General features: G+C 47.5%; 13 protein-coding genes and 1 other RNA gene (1 of these 14 only partly in view). 13 read left to right on the top strand and 1 reads right to left on the bottom strand.

All coding sequences use genetic code 11. The annotated features are described in order from the left end of the window. Positions 1 to 2: 2 nt before the first annotated feature. Both MKX46_RS16155 and MKX46_RS16160 read left to right on the top strand, forming a co-directional pair. Entirely contained in the window at positions 3 to 1,673 is a 1,671-nt protein-coding gene (locus tag MKX46_RS16155) for an ABC transporter permease (protein WP_341071460.1), read from the top strand. Further along, positions 1,670 to 3,055 carry an MBL fold metallo-hydrolase gene (locus tag MKX46_RS16160; protein ID WP_341071910.1) on the top strand — a complete coding sequence of 462 codons (1,386 nt, stop codon included), beginning with the start codon at positions 1,670 to 1,672 and terminating at the stop codon, positions 3,053 to 3,055. The genes MKX46_RS16155 and MKX46_RS16160 overlap by 4 nt, the downstream gene beginning before the upstream one ends. Before the next feature lie 14 nt (positions 3,056 to 3,069). Here the strand turns inward: MKX46_RS16160 and MKX46_RS16165 are convergent, their stop codons facing one another. Beyond that, the gene (locus MKX46_RS16165) at positions 3,070 to 4,230 is read right to left on the bottom strand and encodes a S8 family peptidase (protein ID WP_029514895.1); all 1,161 of its coding nucleotides are present in this window, start codon (positions 4,228 to 4,230) and stop codon (positions 3,070 to 3,072) included. Between the two features lie 403 nt (positions 4,231 to 4,633). On the opposite strand from MKX46_RS16165, the gene rpoE reads away from it, so the two are divergent. The 11 genes from rpoE to MKX46_RS16220 all read left to right on the top strand — a co-directional run. Beyond that, positions 4,634 to 5,179, top strand: a complete 546-nt coding sequence (gene rpoE / locus MKX46_RS16170; protein ID WP_029514893.1) for a DNA-directed RNA polymerase subunit delta — start codon at positions 4,634 to 4,636, stop codon at positions 5,177 to 5,179. A gap of 402 nt (positions 5,180 to 5,581) precedes the next feature. Further along, positions 5,582 to 7,183, top strand: a complete 1,602-nt coding sequence (locus MKX46_RS16175) for a CTP synthase (RefSeq protein ID WP_013368772.1) — start codon at positions 5,582 to 5,584, stop codon at positions 7,181 to 7,183. A 213-nt stretch (positions 7,184 to 7,396) separates the two neighbouring features. Beyond that, the gene (locus MKX46_RS16180; protein WP_013308218.1) at positions 7,397 to 7,765 is read left to right on the top strand and encodes a response regulator; all 369 of its coding nucleotides are present in this window, start codon (positions 7,397 to 7,399) and stop codon (positions 7,763 to 7,765) included. A 248-nt stretch (positions 7,766 to 8,013) separates the two neighbouring features. After that, a complete protein-coding gene (fba, locus tag MKX46_RS16185; protein ID WP_013308219.1) occupies positions 8,014 to 8,868 on the top strand; it encodes a class II fructose-1,6-bisphosphate aldolase in 855 nt (284 codons plus the stop codon). Positions 8,869 to 9,094: 226 nt separating this feature from the next. Next, on the top strand, positions 9,095 to 10,348 hold the full coding sequence (locus tag MKX46_RS16190) for a UDP-N-acetylglucosamine 1-carboxyvinyltransferase (RefSeq protein WP_029514892.1): 1,254 nt from the start codon (positions 9,095 to 9,097) through the stop codon (positions 10,346 to 10,348). Between the two features lie 259 nt (positions 10,349 to 10,607). Next, a complete protein-coding gene (gene rho, locus MKX46_RS16195; protein ID WP_029514891.1) occupies positions 10,608 to 11,945 on the top strand; it encodes a transcription termination factor Rho in 1,338 nt (445 codons plus the stop codon). A 96-nt stretch (positions 11,946 to 12,041) separates the two neighbouring features. Further along, a complete protein-coding gene (locus MKX46_RS16200) occupies positions 12,042 to 13,313 on the top strand; it encodes a radical SAM protein (RefSeq protein WP_029514889.1) in 1,272 nt (423 codons plus the stop codon). Between the two features lie 157 nt (positions 13,314 to 13,470). Then, positions 13,471 to 13,668 (top strand): 50S ribosomal protein L31, encoded by a 198-nt coding sequence (gene rpmE / locus MKX46_RS16205; RefSeq protein ID WP_013308223.1) that lies wholly within the window; start codon positions 13,471 to 13,473, stop codon positions 13,666 to 13,668. 110 nt (positions 13,669 to 13,778) lie between these two features. After that, an RNA gene (gene ffs / locus MKX46_RS16210) (signal recognition particle sRNA large type) lies at positions 13,779 to 14,045 on the top strand. A 158-nt stretch (positions 14,046 to 14,203) separates the two neighbouring features. Continuing rightward, positions 14,204 to 15,955 carry a DNA polymerase III subunit gamma/tau gene (gene dnaX, locus MKX46_RS16215; protein WP_029514887.1) on the top strand — a complete coding sequence of 584 codons (1,752 nt, stop codon included), beginning with the start codon at positions 14,204 to 14,206 and terminating at the stop codon, positions 15,953 to 15,955. Between the two features lie 43 nt (positions 15,956 to 15,998). Beyond that, positions 15,999 to 16,061 carry the 5' portion of a YbaB/EbfC family nucleoid-associated protein gene (locus MKX46_RS16220; RefSeq protein ID WP_013308226.1) on the top strand. It continues 249 nt past the right edge of the window, so only the first 63 of its 312 coding nucleotides appear in the window; the start codon lies at positions 15,999 to 16,001; its stop codon lies beyond the right edge, outside the window.

The following is a 16,061-nucleotide window of genomic DNA, read 5'->3' on the forward strand; positions in this document are numbered from 1 at the left end:
CGATGGGAGGCTTATCCGTTAAACACATCAGAGCGTGGTGTCTGACGCTGGCTCTGATCGCGCTTCTTTTCTTGATTGTGATGCCGTTGCTGCAAATCTTTATCCAAAGTGTGTATGTTGATGAAGAATTTCAGTGGGATGCACCTTTTCGAACGTTAGCTGCTTCACCATTTGCGGGAGTGCTATTCAGCTCGATTTGGCTAGGTATCTGTGTGATTGCAGGAACAACGGTACTTGCACTTCCGCTAGCCTGGATCATGTCCAACACTCGTCTTGCGCACTGGCGCTGGTTGGATGTCGTGCTGCTAATTCCGTTTATGACCCCGCCCTATATCGGGTCCATGGGCTGGATTCTGTTTATGCAAAAAAACGGATATCTGGAGCAGTTGTTCCCGGACCTGTATTTCTTAACGCCATCCTTCTTTAGCCTTGGTGGCATGCTGATGATCATGAGCCTACATCTATTTCCATTCCTGTACCTGCTGCTGCGCGGGGCGCTGGTGAGGATTGGCGGGAGTCTGGAGGAGGCGGGTGCCGTAATGGGCGGCGACTTTCTGTACAGGTTCCGACGAATCATTTTACCGCTGCTGCTTTCAGCTTACGGAATGGGCGCGTTGCTCATTTTCGTTAAAACGATTGCCGAGTTTGGCACCCCCGCTACCTTTGGGCGGCGTATCGGGTATGAGGTCATGACTTCGGAAATTCACAAATACATTTCCAGCTGGCCCATAGATTTTGGCAAAGCGACGTCGATGGCCTCGGTGCTGTTAACCGCCTGCCTGCTCATGTGGTATGCGCAGTCGGTGATCAACCGGAAGTTTACGTACAGACTGGTAGGGGGTAAAGGTTCGCGTCCGTCCCGTCTTCGTATATCCGGTTGGACTACGGGGCTGAGTGTTGCATTCATTCTATTGTTGCTCATTGCGTCCATTGGCATTCCCTATTTTTCAATTCTTTCAGCCTCGACGATGAAGCTGAGGGGAATGGGACTTGCCTGGGATAATTTGACGCTCGACTCTTACAAGGAACTGCTGTCTTGGGGATCAGAGAGTATGGAGGCGCTCCTGAACAGCGTATCTCTCTCTTTGGGCGCATCGACGCTTGCTGTGGTGCTGGGCACTTGGTTTGCACTTGTCATTGGCGGCTCACGCACAAGAATCCAACGGACGGTTGATGCATTTAGTTTGCTTCCGAATACGGTGCCGGGAATTGTTATGGTGGTGGGCCTGATTTTGTGGTGGAACTCACCATGGATGCCGATTCCATTGTATAACACATACGGCATGGTCATTCTGACGTATGTTATCTTGTTTGTTCCTTATACTGTGCAGTATGTTAAAAGCGCCTTTACACAGGTGGACGCTGGCCTTTTTCAGGCGGGGCAGGTATTTGGCGGGCGACCGTCTTATATATTCCGCCGGATTGTACTGCCGCTGATTGTACCGGGAATGCTCGCTGGTTGGATGATGACATTTACCATTGCTTCACGCGAATTGGTAGGATCATTACTGATTTTGCCACCATCCGTTCAGACGTCAGCAACCTACATATTTGCACAATTTGAACAGGGACAGGTGTCGCTTGGGATGGCGATGGCTGTCATATCGGTCGGAATGACCACGTTGCTACTGATTTTAATGGAAAGCTTAAACTCGCGAAGAAAGTGGAAATAATCATGACCAAGCTTAGGATTTGGGGAGGGGCGGGCGAACATGGCCGTTCCTGCTATGTTTTTGAAGGAAAACAGCATCGCGTCATGCTGGATTGTGGCGTGAAAAAGGAAGGAACCGGACAATATCCGGTTTTCCCACCGCAGGTGGCGGAGAGACTGACCGCTGTATTGCTGTCTCATGCACATGAGGATCATTCCATGGCACTCCCCCTACTGTACAAGTATGGATACCAGGGGGAGGTCTGGACGACCAAGGCCACTGCTGAGCAGTTAGGCTCCTATTTTCGCTCCTGGCATACTTATGTTGAATCAAGAGGAGCAGAACTGCCATACGACGAACAGAACATCCAATCCATTGCTTATCGCTATCTAGAAGATGAGGCGCCAGCAGGAGAATGGCTCGAGGCTTGTCCGGGTATGAGAATCATGTGGGGACGCAGTGGACATTTGGCTGGTGCAGTATGGTATGTGGTAGAAATGGAAGGGAAGCGGTTGTTTTTTTCTGGAGATTACAGCCGCGAATCTGAGCTTCTTGCAGCCGATGCGCCAGACTTGGGTGTTGGGGAGGGGCTGCATGACCTGCCTGAATGGAAGTCAGAGCCCAATCTAGCGGACATATCCATTATGGACAATGCGTATGGCATGGATATAGACCCGCAGCCTGTTAAGCTGGAGCGGCTGAGGGTCGAGATGGAGCGGATACTATGGTCTGGTGGCCATGTGTTGTTGCCGGTGCCTGCCTTTGGCAGAGGACAGGACATGATCGTATGGGCTAGCGAGCAATTTCCTGAACAGGCAATGATTGTAGAGCACGACATATGGCAGGGATTGAAACAGTTAAACCGCTGGAAAGAATGGCTGCGTCCGGAAGCCCCAGCGCGAATAAGACATGTGCTAAACAGTGACAGGGTCTTCGTGCCTCGTGATGCTGCGGAACGAGTGAGTCTGCTGGAACAGAACCCAACGGCTATTATCATAACAAGAGACGGCATGATGGATTCCCCACAGGCGCGCTGGTACTATCAGTTTCTATCGAAAAATCGCAACATGAGGGAGGGTAATGATAACGGAGAAAGCATTAGCAACAGTGTTATATTGACCGGGCATGCTCCACATGGTTCTTTTGGTAAACATCTGTTGGAACGTGTGGATCAAAATGACAGATGTGTAGCTCGGCATTTGATTTACAAGGTACACCAGGGATTACCAGATGTGCGGCAAATGTTGAAGGAATTGCCTAGCAAACAGGTTGTACTCGTTCATGCGCCAAAGCTGCAGACCGACCTGGTACGAGATGAGTTGATAAGAGAAGGGAATAGTGGGTGTGAAGGTCCTGCTAGAGAAGTCTATTCTCTGGAACCGGGCGCTACACTAGAGGTTTAGCATCACATCATCATTCACTTTGTGCCCTCCTGCATCAACCGGAAGGCATCGACTTCGCCAAGTTTGGTCGAGATAGAGCTACGTCCAGCGCTTTTGCGCAGGCGTAGTGGTGTGGCGGTACGCTTAAGCAACGCCTTGATTTCTCCAGGCCCCAGTTCCGGCCTCAGTGAAAGGAGAAGTGCGATGCTTCCGGTCACATGGGAAGTAGCCATAGAGGTACCACTCATTTCGTGATGCTTGCCATGGATCCAGGAGGATGTGATCTTTTCGCCAGGTGCGTACACGTCTACAAATTGCCCTCGGTTGCTGAAAGGTGCAATGCGTCTGTATTTGTCAGTAGCCCCCACTGAGATCGTCTGGGAATAGCGGGCGGGGTAGTCAATACTTCGGCGCTTGCCCTCGTTTCCCGAGGACGCTACAACGACGATGCCGTTATGATATGCCTTATTCACCATATCAAGTAATGCCTTGCTGCGCGACTTCATACCAAAGCTCATATTGATGATATCGACACGATTTAATACACACCAGTCGATACCAAGAATGATATCGGAGACGTAGGCGGCTCCATTATGATCAAATGCTTTTACGGGATGAATTAAAGCTCGTGGTGCTACGCCCACCATACCTTCGTCATAGTTGGAAGCCGCGATAGTTCCAGCAATATGAGTACCATGGCCATTATCGTCATAGGGTAGCATGGTTCGGTTAAGCAAATTAATACCTCTGGCGAGAGAATGGCGAAGATCAGGATGTTGAAAATCCGCTCCTGTGTCGATCACACCGATTCTGACCCGATTCCCTGTCGAGGAAGGCCAAGCCTTGTATGCACGTACCTGTTTGACTCCCCATGGCATGGAAAGATTCTTCTCTGCTTTTGGTATATGAGCAGTTTCAGCGTGAACCTTCATGCGGGTATCTTCTTCAACGGTAACACCGTTGTGATATTTGCCCAGCCTGTCTCCCCCTGAAAGCGGAGCGATTAAAGCACGGATTAGTCTGGCCGGTTGTACTTGCCGTAATCCCGCAAGCTCGGGTTTCAGCTTCCTGAGATAGGACAGGCATTCCCGGTATTGGTGAGGCTTATCGAACGTGATAATCTGTTTGTTCCGTCCACTGCCGGACGGCTCCGAAATACCCTCATGCAAACGCTGCAAAAAATCCGGATAGTCCATTTGAGACGGTCCCCCTCCGATGAGCCATGCTGAGGTATAGTATGAGCAAGCGTCAGCTGCGGCATGGGAAACCTGCCCCTTTTTTAAGTAAATAGGCCTGCTTGTCGTGTCAAAGTGGATGTGGACACATACGATACATGGAGGGCATAAGCTCTTGTGCAACAACTTTGGGGGTTCTCCCGAAGCGGGTACAGTCGAAGACGGGGGGGACCCCGTCTTTTTACGTGTGCCGTCTTGTTTAGGGGGATATTCCTGGAAATTATGACGATACCCATCTTTAACTTGCAATTTGCTTCCAAATAGGTTTTACTTAGTTTTGATAATGGATATGTTAGTATTGCATGTATCGTGTATGCTCTGAAACATGTTCTTGTGAATTACGTGTGAGAGGAAGTGTCCCTAGGTGAGTACCCCACTCAACTTGAAGATTGACCCGGAGAAAGTCCACGAGACTCCAATGGTGGACTTGGCATTTATGGTATTGAAAGCAGCCAATACTCCATATTATTACCGTGACCTGATGAAGGAAGTCGCCAAATTGCGCGGCTTGTCTGACGAAGAAATTAATGACGTTATTGCTCAGCTATATACTGAAATCAACATTGACGGGCGTTTTGCCTGTGTCGGTACGAATCTGTGGGGCTTGAAACGTTGGTATCCGGTAGATAAATCCGAAGATGCCCTGACAGGCGCCAAGCGTCCTCGTATTATTAACGACGAAGACGATGACGACGAAGATGACTATCATGAAGAAGAAACATACAACTCTGATGACGACTTCGATGCAGATAGCGAAGACGAGGACGGCGAAGACGAGCTGTTCGACGGAGAAGATGATGATGATAGTGATGAAGACGTGGTTATAGACGACGAGGACCTCAGTGATGAGGAAGATTCAGAAGATGAAAATGACGATGAGTCGACGGAAGACGACGATTCACTTCGTTAGGAACAGGCTGCAAGGGGAGATGCGTTCTCCCCTTTTTCATGACCGTTTTATTGAAAACCTCTTCTGATTTAAAGCTTTCAGGTGGATTCTCTCCAATCTGGTTCAATGGACAAATTAACACATATAACTTCCTTGACAGCGGATTGGACACGGGGTAAACTATTGCTTGGGCTTATGATTGATTCACTTATATGTTTGCTTTTTTTATAAAAGTGCCCCGTACTACGGGAGTGCTTTTTTGTTTTTTATAGGGGTGTTTTCACTCATGAAAGAAGGCTAAGGGCGGCGGACATGGAAAATGATTCCGCTGCCTTCTTCATGGATGATAATCCGTGCAAACGGGTTACGATAACATCATAATGTCGCCTGAATTTTGCATCTTATCTAGGAGGGTTTTGAACAGTGACAAAGTATATTTTTGTGACAGGCGGGGTTGTGTCTTCCTTGGGCAAAGGGATTACGGCAGCTTCACTGGGGAGGCTTTTGAAGAACAGGGGACTGAAGGTAACGATTCAAAAATTTGACCCTTACCTGAATGTCGATCCGGGTACGATGAGTCCTTACCAGCACGGTGAAGTGTTTGTAACGGATGATGGTGCGGAAACGGACCTTGACTTGGGACACTATGAGCGCTTTATTGATATTAATCTGTCCAAGAACAGCAATGTCACAACAGGCAAGGTATATTCCAGCGTAATCAGCAAAGAGCGTCGCGGAGAATATTTGGGCGGTACGGTGCAGGTTATCCCTCATATTACGAACGAAATCAAGGAGCGCGTGTACCGTGCAGGCCGTGAAGCGGGTTCGGACGTAATTATTACAGAAATCGGCGGTACTGTGGGCGATATTGAGAGCTTGCCATTTTTGGAAGCTATTCGTCAGCTCAAAAGCGAAGTTGGGCGCGAAAATGTGATGTATATTCACGTAACGCTCATTCCTTATATTAAAGCTGCTGGTGAGGTTAAAACCAAGCCAACCCAGCACAGTGTAAAAGAACTGCGCAGCATCGGCATCCAACCGAATGTCATTGTTTGCCGTACAGAGCATGAACTGTCCTCCGATATGAAGGCTAAAATTGCATTGTTCTGCGATATTGATGCGAATGCAGTGGTAGAATGCCGCGATGCTTCAACCCTCTACGAGGTTCCGTTGAACCTACGTGAAGAAGGCTTGGACGAAATCGTAGTTAACCATCTCAAGCTGACAACACCTGCACCAGATATGACCGAATGGGAAGGGTTAGTTGATCGAATCAGCAAGCTGGATAAAACGGTTGAAATTGCTATTGTTGGTAAATATGTTGCATTACATGATGCTTATTTAAGTGTGGTTGAATCACTTTCGCACGCTGGATTTGATGCGAATGCAGACGTAAAAATCCGTTGGGTGAACGCTGAAGAAGTGACGGACGAGAACGTAGCTGACATGCTGGGCGGCATTGGCGGCATTCTCGTACCAGGTGGCTTCGGCGATCGCGGAATTGAAGGCAAAATTAGTACTATCCGTTATGCACGGGAGCAAAAAATTCCGTTCTTCGGTATTTGTCTGGGTATGCAGGTATCTGTCATTGAGGTTGCACGTTCCCTGGCTGGTCTCGAAGGAGCCAACAGCTCGGAAATTAATCCGGCAACGGATTATCCTGTCATTGACTTGCTTCCCGACCAAAAAGACATCGAAGATCTGGGCGGTACGATGCGTCTTGGCTTGTATCCATGCAAACTGGTGGAAGGTTCCCTGGCTTCGGCTTGCTACAACGACGAGCTGGTGTACGAAAGACACCGTCATCGGTACGAATTCAATAACGAATATCGTGAAGTTATTGAAAAAGCGGGTCTTCGCATTTCCGGTACTTCACCGGATGGACGCTTGGTGGAAATCGTGGAGCTCCCTGAGCATCCGTGGTTCCTGGCGGTACAATTCCACCCGGAATTTACTTCCCGTCCGAATCGTCCGCAGCCTTTGTTCCGTGAATTTGTAAAGGCAGCATTGCAGCTTCAAGGTTAATGCTACGGCTTGAAAGACCTCCTACGGGAGGTCTTTTTTTATCCCATGCTTCCTGATTATGAAAGAATATTCCACAATTATGTATTAGAGAAGGATTTTCTTTTTGCAGGAGCGAATATAGTTTTAGGTATGGGACGGATATTGTACGTCATCGGACGCTGTTATGGCAATAGCTGCATGATCCTCGTTTTAAGATCTTAGGAGGTTAAAACATTGGAAAAGAAGAAAGTATTAATCGTCGATGACCAGAATGGAATACGGATTTTACTGATGGAAGTGTTCGGAAGTGAGGGTTATGAGACCTTTCAGGCGGCGAACGGGAAAATTGCACTTGAAATTGTTGAGAAGGAACCACCTGATCTGGTTCTGCTCGATATGAAAATTCCAGGTATGGACGGACTCGAAATTCTGAAACATCTAAAAACCATGAATCCCGATATCAAGGTTATTATGATGACAGCATATGGAGAACTGGACATGATTAAAGAGGCGACGGAGCTAGGTGCGCTAATGCATTTTACCAAGCCCTTTGATATTGACGAAATGCGGATTGCTGTGAACAAACAACTCAGAGGTGACTAGGTGAGTCACGGTGGTTGAGAACTCTGTTAACACAACAGGGTTTTTTGTTTGTGATTATGGGAAATACTGAAAGTAAATCCTCTCCTTATACAATTCTATCGAAAAACGGCGTCCTGAGCGTGATTTTTGTATGTGTTGATATGCAAAAGCTTGTTTAGTATTTAACATGGGTTGTGGTATAATAAGCCCGTATGTGATGTCGGCTAAAAATATAGACAAACCCAAACACCTTTAGGAGGACTGTAACCATGCCATTGGTATCTATGAAAGACATGTTGAACAAAGCACTCGAAGGAAAATACGCAGTAGGTCAATACAACATTAATAACCTGGAGTGGACTCAAGCTATTTTGGGCGCTGCTGAAGAAGAAAAATCCCCAGTAATCTTGGGTGTTTCTGAAGGCGCAGCACGTCACATGGGCGGATTCTACACTGTAGTTAAAATGGTAGAAGGTCTTATTCATGACATGAAAATCACCGTTCCGGTTGCGATCCATTTGGACCACGGTTCCAGCTTTGAAAAATGTAAAGAAGCTATCGACGCTGGGTTCACATCCGTTATGATTGACGATTCCCACAGCCCAATCGACACAAACATTGCTACAACGAAAAAAGTGGTTGAATATGCTCATTCCAAAGGCGTTTCTGTTGAAGCTGAAGTTGGAATGGTTGGCGGTCAAGAGGATGATGTTGTCGGCGACGTAATGTACGCTAAGTTGGACGACTGTCTGCGTATCGTTAACGAAACAGGTATCGATACACTGGCACCTGCACTGGGTTCCGTACACGGACCATACAAAGGCGAGCCAAACCTCGGATTCAAAGAAATGGAAGAGATCTGCAATGCAATCAAACTTCCACTCGTTCTGCACGGTGGTACTGGCATCCCAACACATGACATTAAAAAAGCAATCTCCTTGGGAACTTCCAAAATCAATGTAAACACTGAGAACCAAATCGTATTTGCGAAAGTGGTTCGTGAAGTGCTTGCTGAGAAACCGGATGCTTATGACCCACGTACATTCATCGCTCCAGGTCGTGAAGCGATTAAACAAACCGTTATCGGTAAAATTCGTGAGTTCGGTTCCAACAACAAAGCGTAATAATAAGTTAAACTGGTCGTGCGTCTGCACAGGCTAGATGTATTTCTTAGTTGTAGCTGTAGTTCTGCTGCACAAAATACTTAAATCTGTACAGTTGAATAGTTTGGTATGGAAAGCACACCGCTTAGCCGGTGTCTTTCCATTTTCACCACTAAAAAAGTTAAAAATTTTGATTTGAGATTATTGTTTGACCGACTGCAAAACACGTAGGGGGACCCTCAAGCTTATGGAAAAATTGATGATCACCGGTGGACGGCCGCTTCAGGGTACAGTTTCCATCAGCGGTGCCAAAAACAGTGCCATCGCCTTGATTCCCGCAGCCATTCTGGCAGAGTCGGAAGTCATTTTGGACAATTTGCCACTGTTAAGTGATGTGGCGGTGTATTCCGAGATACTGGAGGAACTTGGTGCAACGGTTGCCTGGGAAGGTAGCCAGATGAAAATAGATCCATCCTCTATTAAATCCATTCCTATGCCGAATGGGCCTGTTAAGAAATTACGAGCCTCTTATTATATGATGGGAGCCATGCTGGGCAGATTCAAGGAAGCGATCATCGGTTTGCCAGGAGGGTGCAATTTCGAACCCCGGCCCATTGATCAGCATATCAAAGGTTTTGAAGCGCTGGGTGCCACGGTTACGAACGAGCACGGCGCTATTCATTTGCACGCCAAAGAACTGCGCGGAACCAAGATTTACTTGGATGTTAGCAGCGTAGGCGCTACCATTAATATTATGCTGGCGGCAGCACGTGCCAAAGGCGCCACAATTATCGAAAATGCGGCTAAAGAGCCTGAGATTATAGATGTAGCAACCCTTTTAAACTCTATGGGGGCCATTATTAAAGGCGCCGGTACGGAGACGATTCGAATTGAAGGTGTGTCGGAGCTACATGGCTGCCGTCATTCCATTATACCTGACCGTATACAAGCGGGCACATACATGATTGCTGCTGCGGCAACCCGTGGAAATGTATTGATTGACAACGTAATCCCCAAACATATGGAGGCTCTCACTGCAAAAATGCAGGAAATGGGCATCGGTATCGAGGAATATGATGAAAGTATTCGCGTACTGGGTGCACCTTCTTATGAACATGTCGACGTTAAAGCCTTGATATACCCCGGATTCGCCACAGATTTACAATCTCCCATGACCAGCTTGCTTACCCAAGCGCAGGGTGTCAGTGTATTGAGCGATTTTGTGTACAGCAGTCGTTTTAAGCACGTCCCTGAGCTGGTGCGTATGGGGGCTAAAATTCGCGTAGAGGGTCGGTCTGCCATTATAGAGGGTGGTCGATTGAATGCAGCTAAAGTAAAAGCGGCAGATCTGCGCGCCGGAGCGGCCCTTGTCATTGCTGGACTTACAGTAAGCGAAGGCGTAACCGAGGTGACGGGTGTCGAGTACATTGACCGTGGTTATGATCACCTTGTCTCTAACCTGCGTCTTTTGGGCGCGGATGTATGGCGGCAGACTGAATAATTAAGCCGTGCAATTTTTTCGAACTCCTGGAACGAAAGCGATAGAACGGGCAACACCTGTGCAGCCGCTGCTTGATAAAAGATTGTGGTTCATACCTAACAATCAATTATCGGAAAACCGGAATAATTCGGTATAATCCAGGCAGATGGCTGCATAACTTTATTTGTTTTGGTTAAAATTATGTTAATGGTGTTTATGATATCATTGTCTATCATTTAGATGTATGAATGGACTTAATAATTGAATAGGTGGTTATTATATGGATCTGCAAATTTCCGATCTGGAAGAAATGAAGCTGACCGACCTGTACAAGCTGGCCAAGCAATACCAGATCCCGTACTACGGAACGCTCAAGAAGAAAGAACTAATTTTCGCTATCCTGCGTGCACAAGCTGAGAAGAGCGGATTGATGTTTATGCAAGGGGTTCTGGAAATCCTTCCTGAAGGTTACGGCTTTCTGAGGCCGATCAATTATCTCCCGAGTACCGAAGATATTTACATCTCTGCTTCACAAATCCGCAAGTTTGACTTGAGAACAGGCGATCTTGTTTCCGGTAAGTGCCGAACGCCAAAAGAGAATGAACGATATTTTGGATTGCTTCAAGTTAACGCCGTCAATGGAAGAAGTCCTGAGCAAGCTGCTGAGCGGCTACACTTTCCTGCACTGACTCCACTGTATCCGCAAACCAAATTAGTCCTTGAAACTTCCCCCAACCATTTGTCTACGAGAATTATGGATGTACTGGCCCCTGTCGGACTTGGACAGCGCGGACTCATTGTAGCACCTCCCAAAGCTGGGAAGACGCTTCTCCTCAAAGAAATTGCCAATAGCATTTCTACCAACAATCCCGAGATCGAGCTTTTTGTCTTGTTGATTGATGAACGCCCTGAAGAAGTGACCGACATGCAGCGTTCTGTTAAAGGTGAAGTTGTGGCCTCTACATTTGACGAACTTCCTGAAAATCACATCAAAGTGGCAGAACTCGTGTTGGAGCGTGCGCTACGTCTCGTAGAACATAAAAAGGATGTTGTCATCCTGTTGGATAGCATCACGCGTTTGGCTCGTGCGTACAATCTCGTTATTCCTCCTTCTGGTCGTACTTTGAGTGGGGGTATTGATCCGGCGGCATTTCACCGTCCAAAACGCTTTTTTGGTGCGGCTCGGAATGTGGAGGAAGGCGGTAGCTTGACGATTCTTGCTACAGCGCTGATTGATACAGGATCACGCATGGACGATATCATTTATGAAGAGTTTAAAGGTACAGGCAACATGGAGTTGCATTTGGACCGCAAGCTGGCAGAACGTCGTATCTTCCCTGCGATTGATATTCGTCGTTCCGGCACACGCCGTGAGGAAGTGTTGTTGAACAAGGAAGAATTGGATACGATCTGGGCCATTCGTAAAAATATGACGGAAAGCCATGATTTTGTGGAAGGCTTCCTCAAAAAGCTGCGTAATAGCAAGACTAATGCTGAATTTCTGGCTTCGTTTGATTTGGCGGCACCTTCTTCTGGTGGCTCGCAAAGCAGTTCTGGTGGGCAACAACGGAGAACTACGCGTTCTACCACAGCCTCAGTCCCGGCCTCAACCAACTAAAACCCATTCATGTATTTTATCTGTTCCGTAAGTACACAGTCGTTATCATTCATTTTGTTAATGGCGTAGGCTTAACGGAGCGAAAGGAGCTCCAAAATGTATTTGGTGTATGCCGACGAAAAAGGCAATGTATATGATCATGCTTCTTTGTATGGGCTTGCACGTAGTGCAGACATGATTGTTGAAATCATGGAGGATGAGCTTATTCCGTTACCGGAAGGAGCTACATTGGTAAGCCTGCCCAGCACTCGCCCGGTCGGTATGAACCCTGAAACAGGGGAAATGGTTTCTCTTCCCGGAGATATGCAAGCAGTAGGGGCTTTATTGCCGCAAGGTTTTACACGCTTGTGCCTGCCGGGGTATGTGAAGACCGATAAGGAGTACAAGCTTCCCTTGTTCGGTTATTCGGCCGTAGTCTGGAAAGACGGAGCATTTTATGTAACGGCTGAGCAGAGTGACAGTCCGTCCAAGTGGAATCCGGAAAACTGTGACCGCCATCAAGTTAAATTGGGTGTTCAGCGGATGACGGAGCAATATCCCGAAAATCGGCTGTACCAACATTTGTCTAACTGTGCGCTTGGCTACGAATGTCTTACTTCCTCGAACACATTCCTGAATCGCTGGGAGGGGGGAGTTCCGGTATCTTATTCTTGTAATGCGGGTTGCTTTGGGTGTATATCTGAACAGCCAGATGACAGTGGCTTCGTATCTCCGCAGACAAGAATGAACTTCCGTCCTCGCGTCGAAGAAATTGTAGAAGTTATGCTGGAACATTTGAAGACACCGGAATCCATCATTAGTTTTGGTCAAGGTTGCGAAGGTGAGCCTTCCACACAAGCCAAACTGATTATTGATTCGATCAAAGAGGTGCGTTCCATTACGGATATGGGATACATCAATATCAATACGAATGCGGGATTGAGCGATCATATCCGGGGAATCGTGGATGCGGGTCTTGATCTGATGCGCGTTAGTACCATTAGTGCACTGGACGATCATTACAATGCGTATTACAAGCCGCGCGGTTACACGTTGGCTAATGTGGAAAAATCACTTCGTTATGCTTCTGAGCAGGGTGTATATACGTCGATTAATTATTTGATTTTTCCGGGTGTAACTGACCGAGAAGAAGAAATTGAGGCAATGATTGAATTTGCCAAACGAACTAAGCTCAGGCTGATTCAAATGCGTAATTTGAACATCGATCCTGAAAGCTATCTGGAATTGATTCCACCTGCTCAAGGTGAGATCCTTGGCATGAAGCAAATGCTTGAGATTTATCGTGAGGAACTGCCGGATGTAGTCATCGGTTCTTACACTCATGTACCGCCGCAAGGGCAGGCACGTCCTAAATTTGCCAAGGCCTAAAACGGTCACACAGCAATTGAAATACACCTGTTTTGCGCTGTTTCTGAATGCAGAAAAGAGTTGTTGAAACGCTCATATTCAAGTGCTATAATGTGAACATGTGTTCATACAACTCTGGACTGATAGGACGTTCAGGGCGGAAAGAGGTGAAAGTTCAATGCAACAAGCTATTCAACCAACATTTAACGTAACTACTGTCACTTGTGCTTGCGGAAATTCGTTTGAAACTGGTTCTGTGAAAGGATCTCTGCGTGTGGAGATTTGCTCCGCCTGCCACCCGTTCTTCACAGGCAAGCAGAAATTTATTGATGCTGGTGGACGCGTGGATCGTTTCAAAAAGAAATACGGTATCTAATGGATTACCGCAAGTTATAAAGTTATTAGAGCCTTCTGCGACTGCAGAGGGCTCTTTTTGTAATAATGTGTATTTGCTTTTTATGCGGCCTTAAGATATACTTATTTTCACCGTGCTAGATGGGGAGGTAGCGGTGCCCTGTAACTCGCAATCCGCTATAGCGAGGTTGAATTCCTGTTAGAGGTGTTGTTGATGTGAGGCTGGTCCCTGCGCACAATGTTGACGGCTGGGTCCTCCGCAATGAGTACTTGTGAACCTGGTCAGGTCCGGAAGGAAGCAGCCATAAGCAGGCCCACTCTTGTGCCGGAGGGTTGCCTAGCCCGAGTTGCTGTTCAGGATTGCCGCTCGGATCACAACGATCAATAACAGGTGCACGGTATATATTGGTAATTAGAACATCTTGGCAATCATTGCGAAGATGTTTTTTTGTGTTTTATAAATTGGAAGGTGTCTGGTTTAGATTCGGACGGGAGTATAGTATAATGAAGTGACCATGAATGGTCATGAAAGTGAATGGGAAAGAGGGTAACGCGCATTGGAACATATAGCGTTGTACCGTGCTTGGCGGCCGCAGGCTTTCAAGGACATGGTAGGACAACAGCATATTATCCAGACATTGCAGAATGCCATCCGCGAAAATCGCACGTCCCATGCCTACCTGTTCAGCGGTCCACGAGGAACAGGTAAGACGAGTGCGGCCAAAATTTTGGCCAAGGCAATCAACTGTGAGCATGGACCTGCGCCGGAACCTTGCAACGAATGCGAAGCCTGTAAACGGATCACGGCCGGAGCGGTCATGGATGTACAGGAGATTGATGCAGCCTCCAACCGGGGCGTTGAAGAGATTCGTGATTTGCGCGATAAAGTCAAATATGCGCCCACAGAAGTGCGGCACAAGGTTTATATCATTGATGAAGTGCACATGCTGACGACGGAAGCGTTCAATGCGCTGCTCAAGACGCTGGAAGAGCCGCCGCCACACGTGATGTTCATATTGGCTACGACTGAACCACATCGGATTCCGGCTACCATTATTTCGCGTTGCCAGCGGTTTGACTTCCGCCGTGTATCGCTGGAAGAACAGACAGAGCGGCTTGACCTGATATGTCAACAGGAGAACATACAGGCTGATTCGGATGCACTGCAGTACATTGCCCGTCTTTCAGATGGCGGGATGCGAGATGCGGTTAGTGTTTTGGATCAGATATCCTCGTTTACAGATGGTCGGGTTACTTATCAGCAGGTGCTGGACATGACGGGAGGTATTGCGTCCGAGCAATTCGGTAAGCTTGCCTTAGCATTGCTGAAAGAAGATGTGGGCACGGTGCTCCAAATGATCGAGAGCTTTATGCAGGAAGGTAAAAGTGCAGATAAGTGCATGGAGAATCTTCTGTACTATTTCCGAGATCTGCTAATGATCAAGATGGTGCCTCAGGCGACCAAAATGACGGAGCGAGTGCTGGATCCAGAGCGATTTAAGGAAGTGGCAGATGCTTTTACCAAGGAGCAACTCTTTGCAATGATTGACACCCTTAATCGTTACCAGAGCGAGATGAAATATGCCGTACAGCCCCAAACCTTGTTTGAGGTAGCTCTATTGAAGCTATGTAGTATTCCGGGGGAAGCAGGTGCTGTTGCTCAGCCGACCGCACAACGCTCTGACGCTGCAGCTGACCAGGAAGATGTCGTAATGTTGAAGCGCCAGCTTGCTGAACTGGAAAAGAAACTGGAACGCGCGCTGCAAGGTGGATTGGCCGTGGGAGGGGGGCAGGAGGCATCGTCGGGTGGCCGTCAGGCTTCCGGGGGGCGTGCCCCTGCTCCGCGGATTTCAGCACCAGCCAAACTCCCTTCCCAGTTGGATCGCTATATCGCTGAGAAGTCGAGCGAAGCATTCGCGGCAGCGGGGCGTAAGTGGAGTCAGATTTTGCAAGGGGTAAAAGAGGCGAAAGTTACGGTTCATGCCTGGTTTATGGACGGTGAGCCAGTTTCTGTGTTAGAGGACAGTGTACTGGTCGCATTTAAGAACAATATTCATCGTGAAACTACCGAAAAGCCTGCCAATAAGCAGGTCATCGAGAAGGTATTGCATGAGCAGTTGGGTCATCCTTATCGTTTAGTAACGATGATGCAAAAGGATTGGAATGCTGCCATTGAAGGAGTTTCCGACCAGCCTGCCGAAGAATTGCAACTAGAGCCGGAGCATGATGCGCCGGGAAAGTCCAAGGAGCCCTGGATTGATGAAGCTATTCAACTTTTTGGGGAAGATTTGGTAGTTATTAAAGATTAAAGCAAGTGTCTAGATGTATACTTCATTAAAGGAGATGATTGAAATGAACAATATGAACCAAATGATGAAGCAAGTGAAAAAAATGCAGGAACAAATGCTGAAAGCC

Source organism: Paenibacillus sp. FSL P4-0113 (genome assembly GCF_038009305.1).
GTDB lineage: Bacteria > Bacillota > Bacilli > Paenibacillales > Paenibacillaceae > Paenibacillus > Paenibacillus polymyxa_D.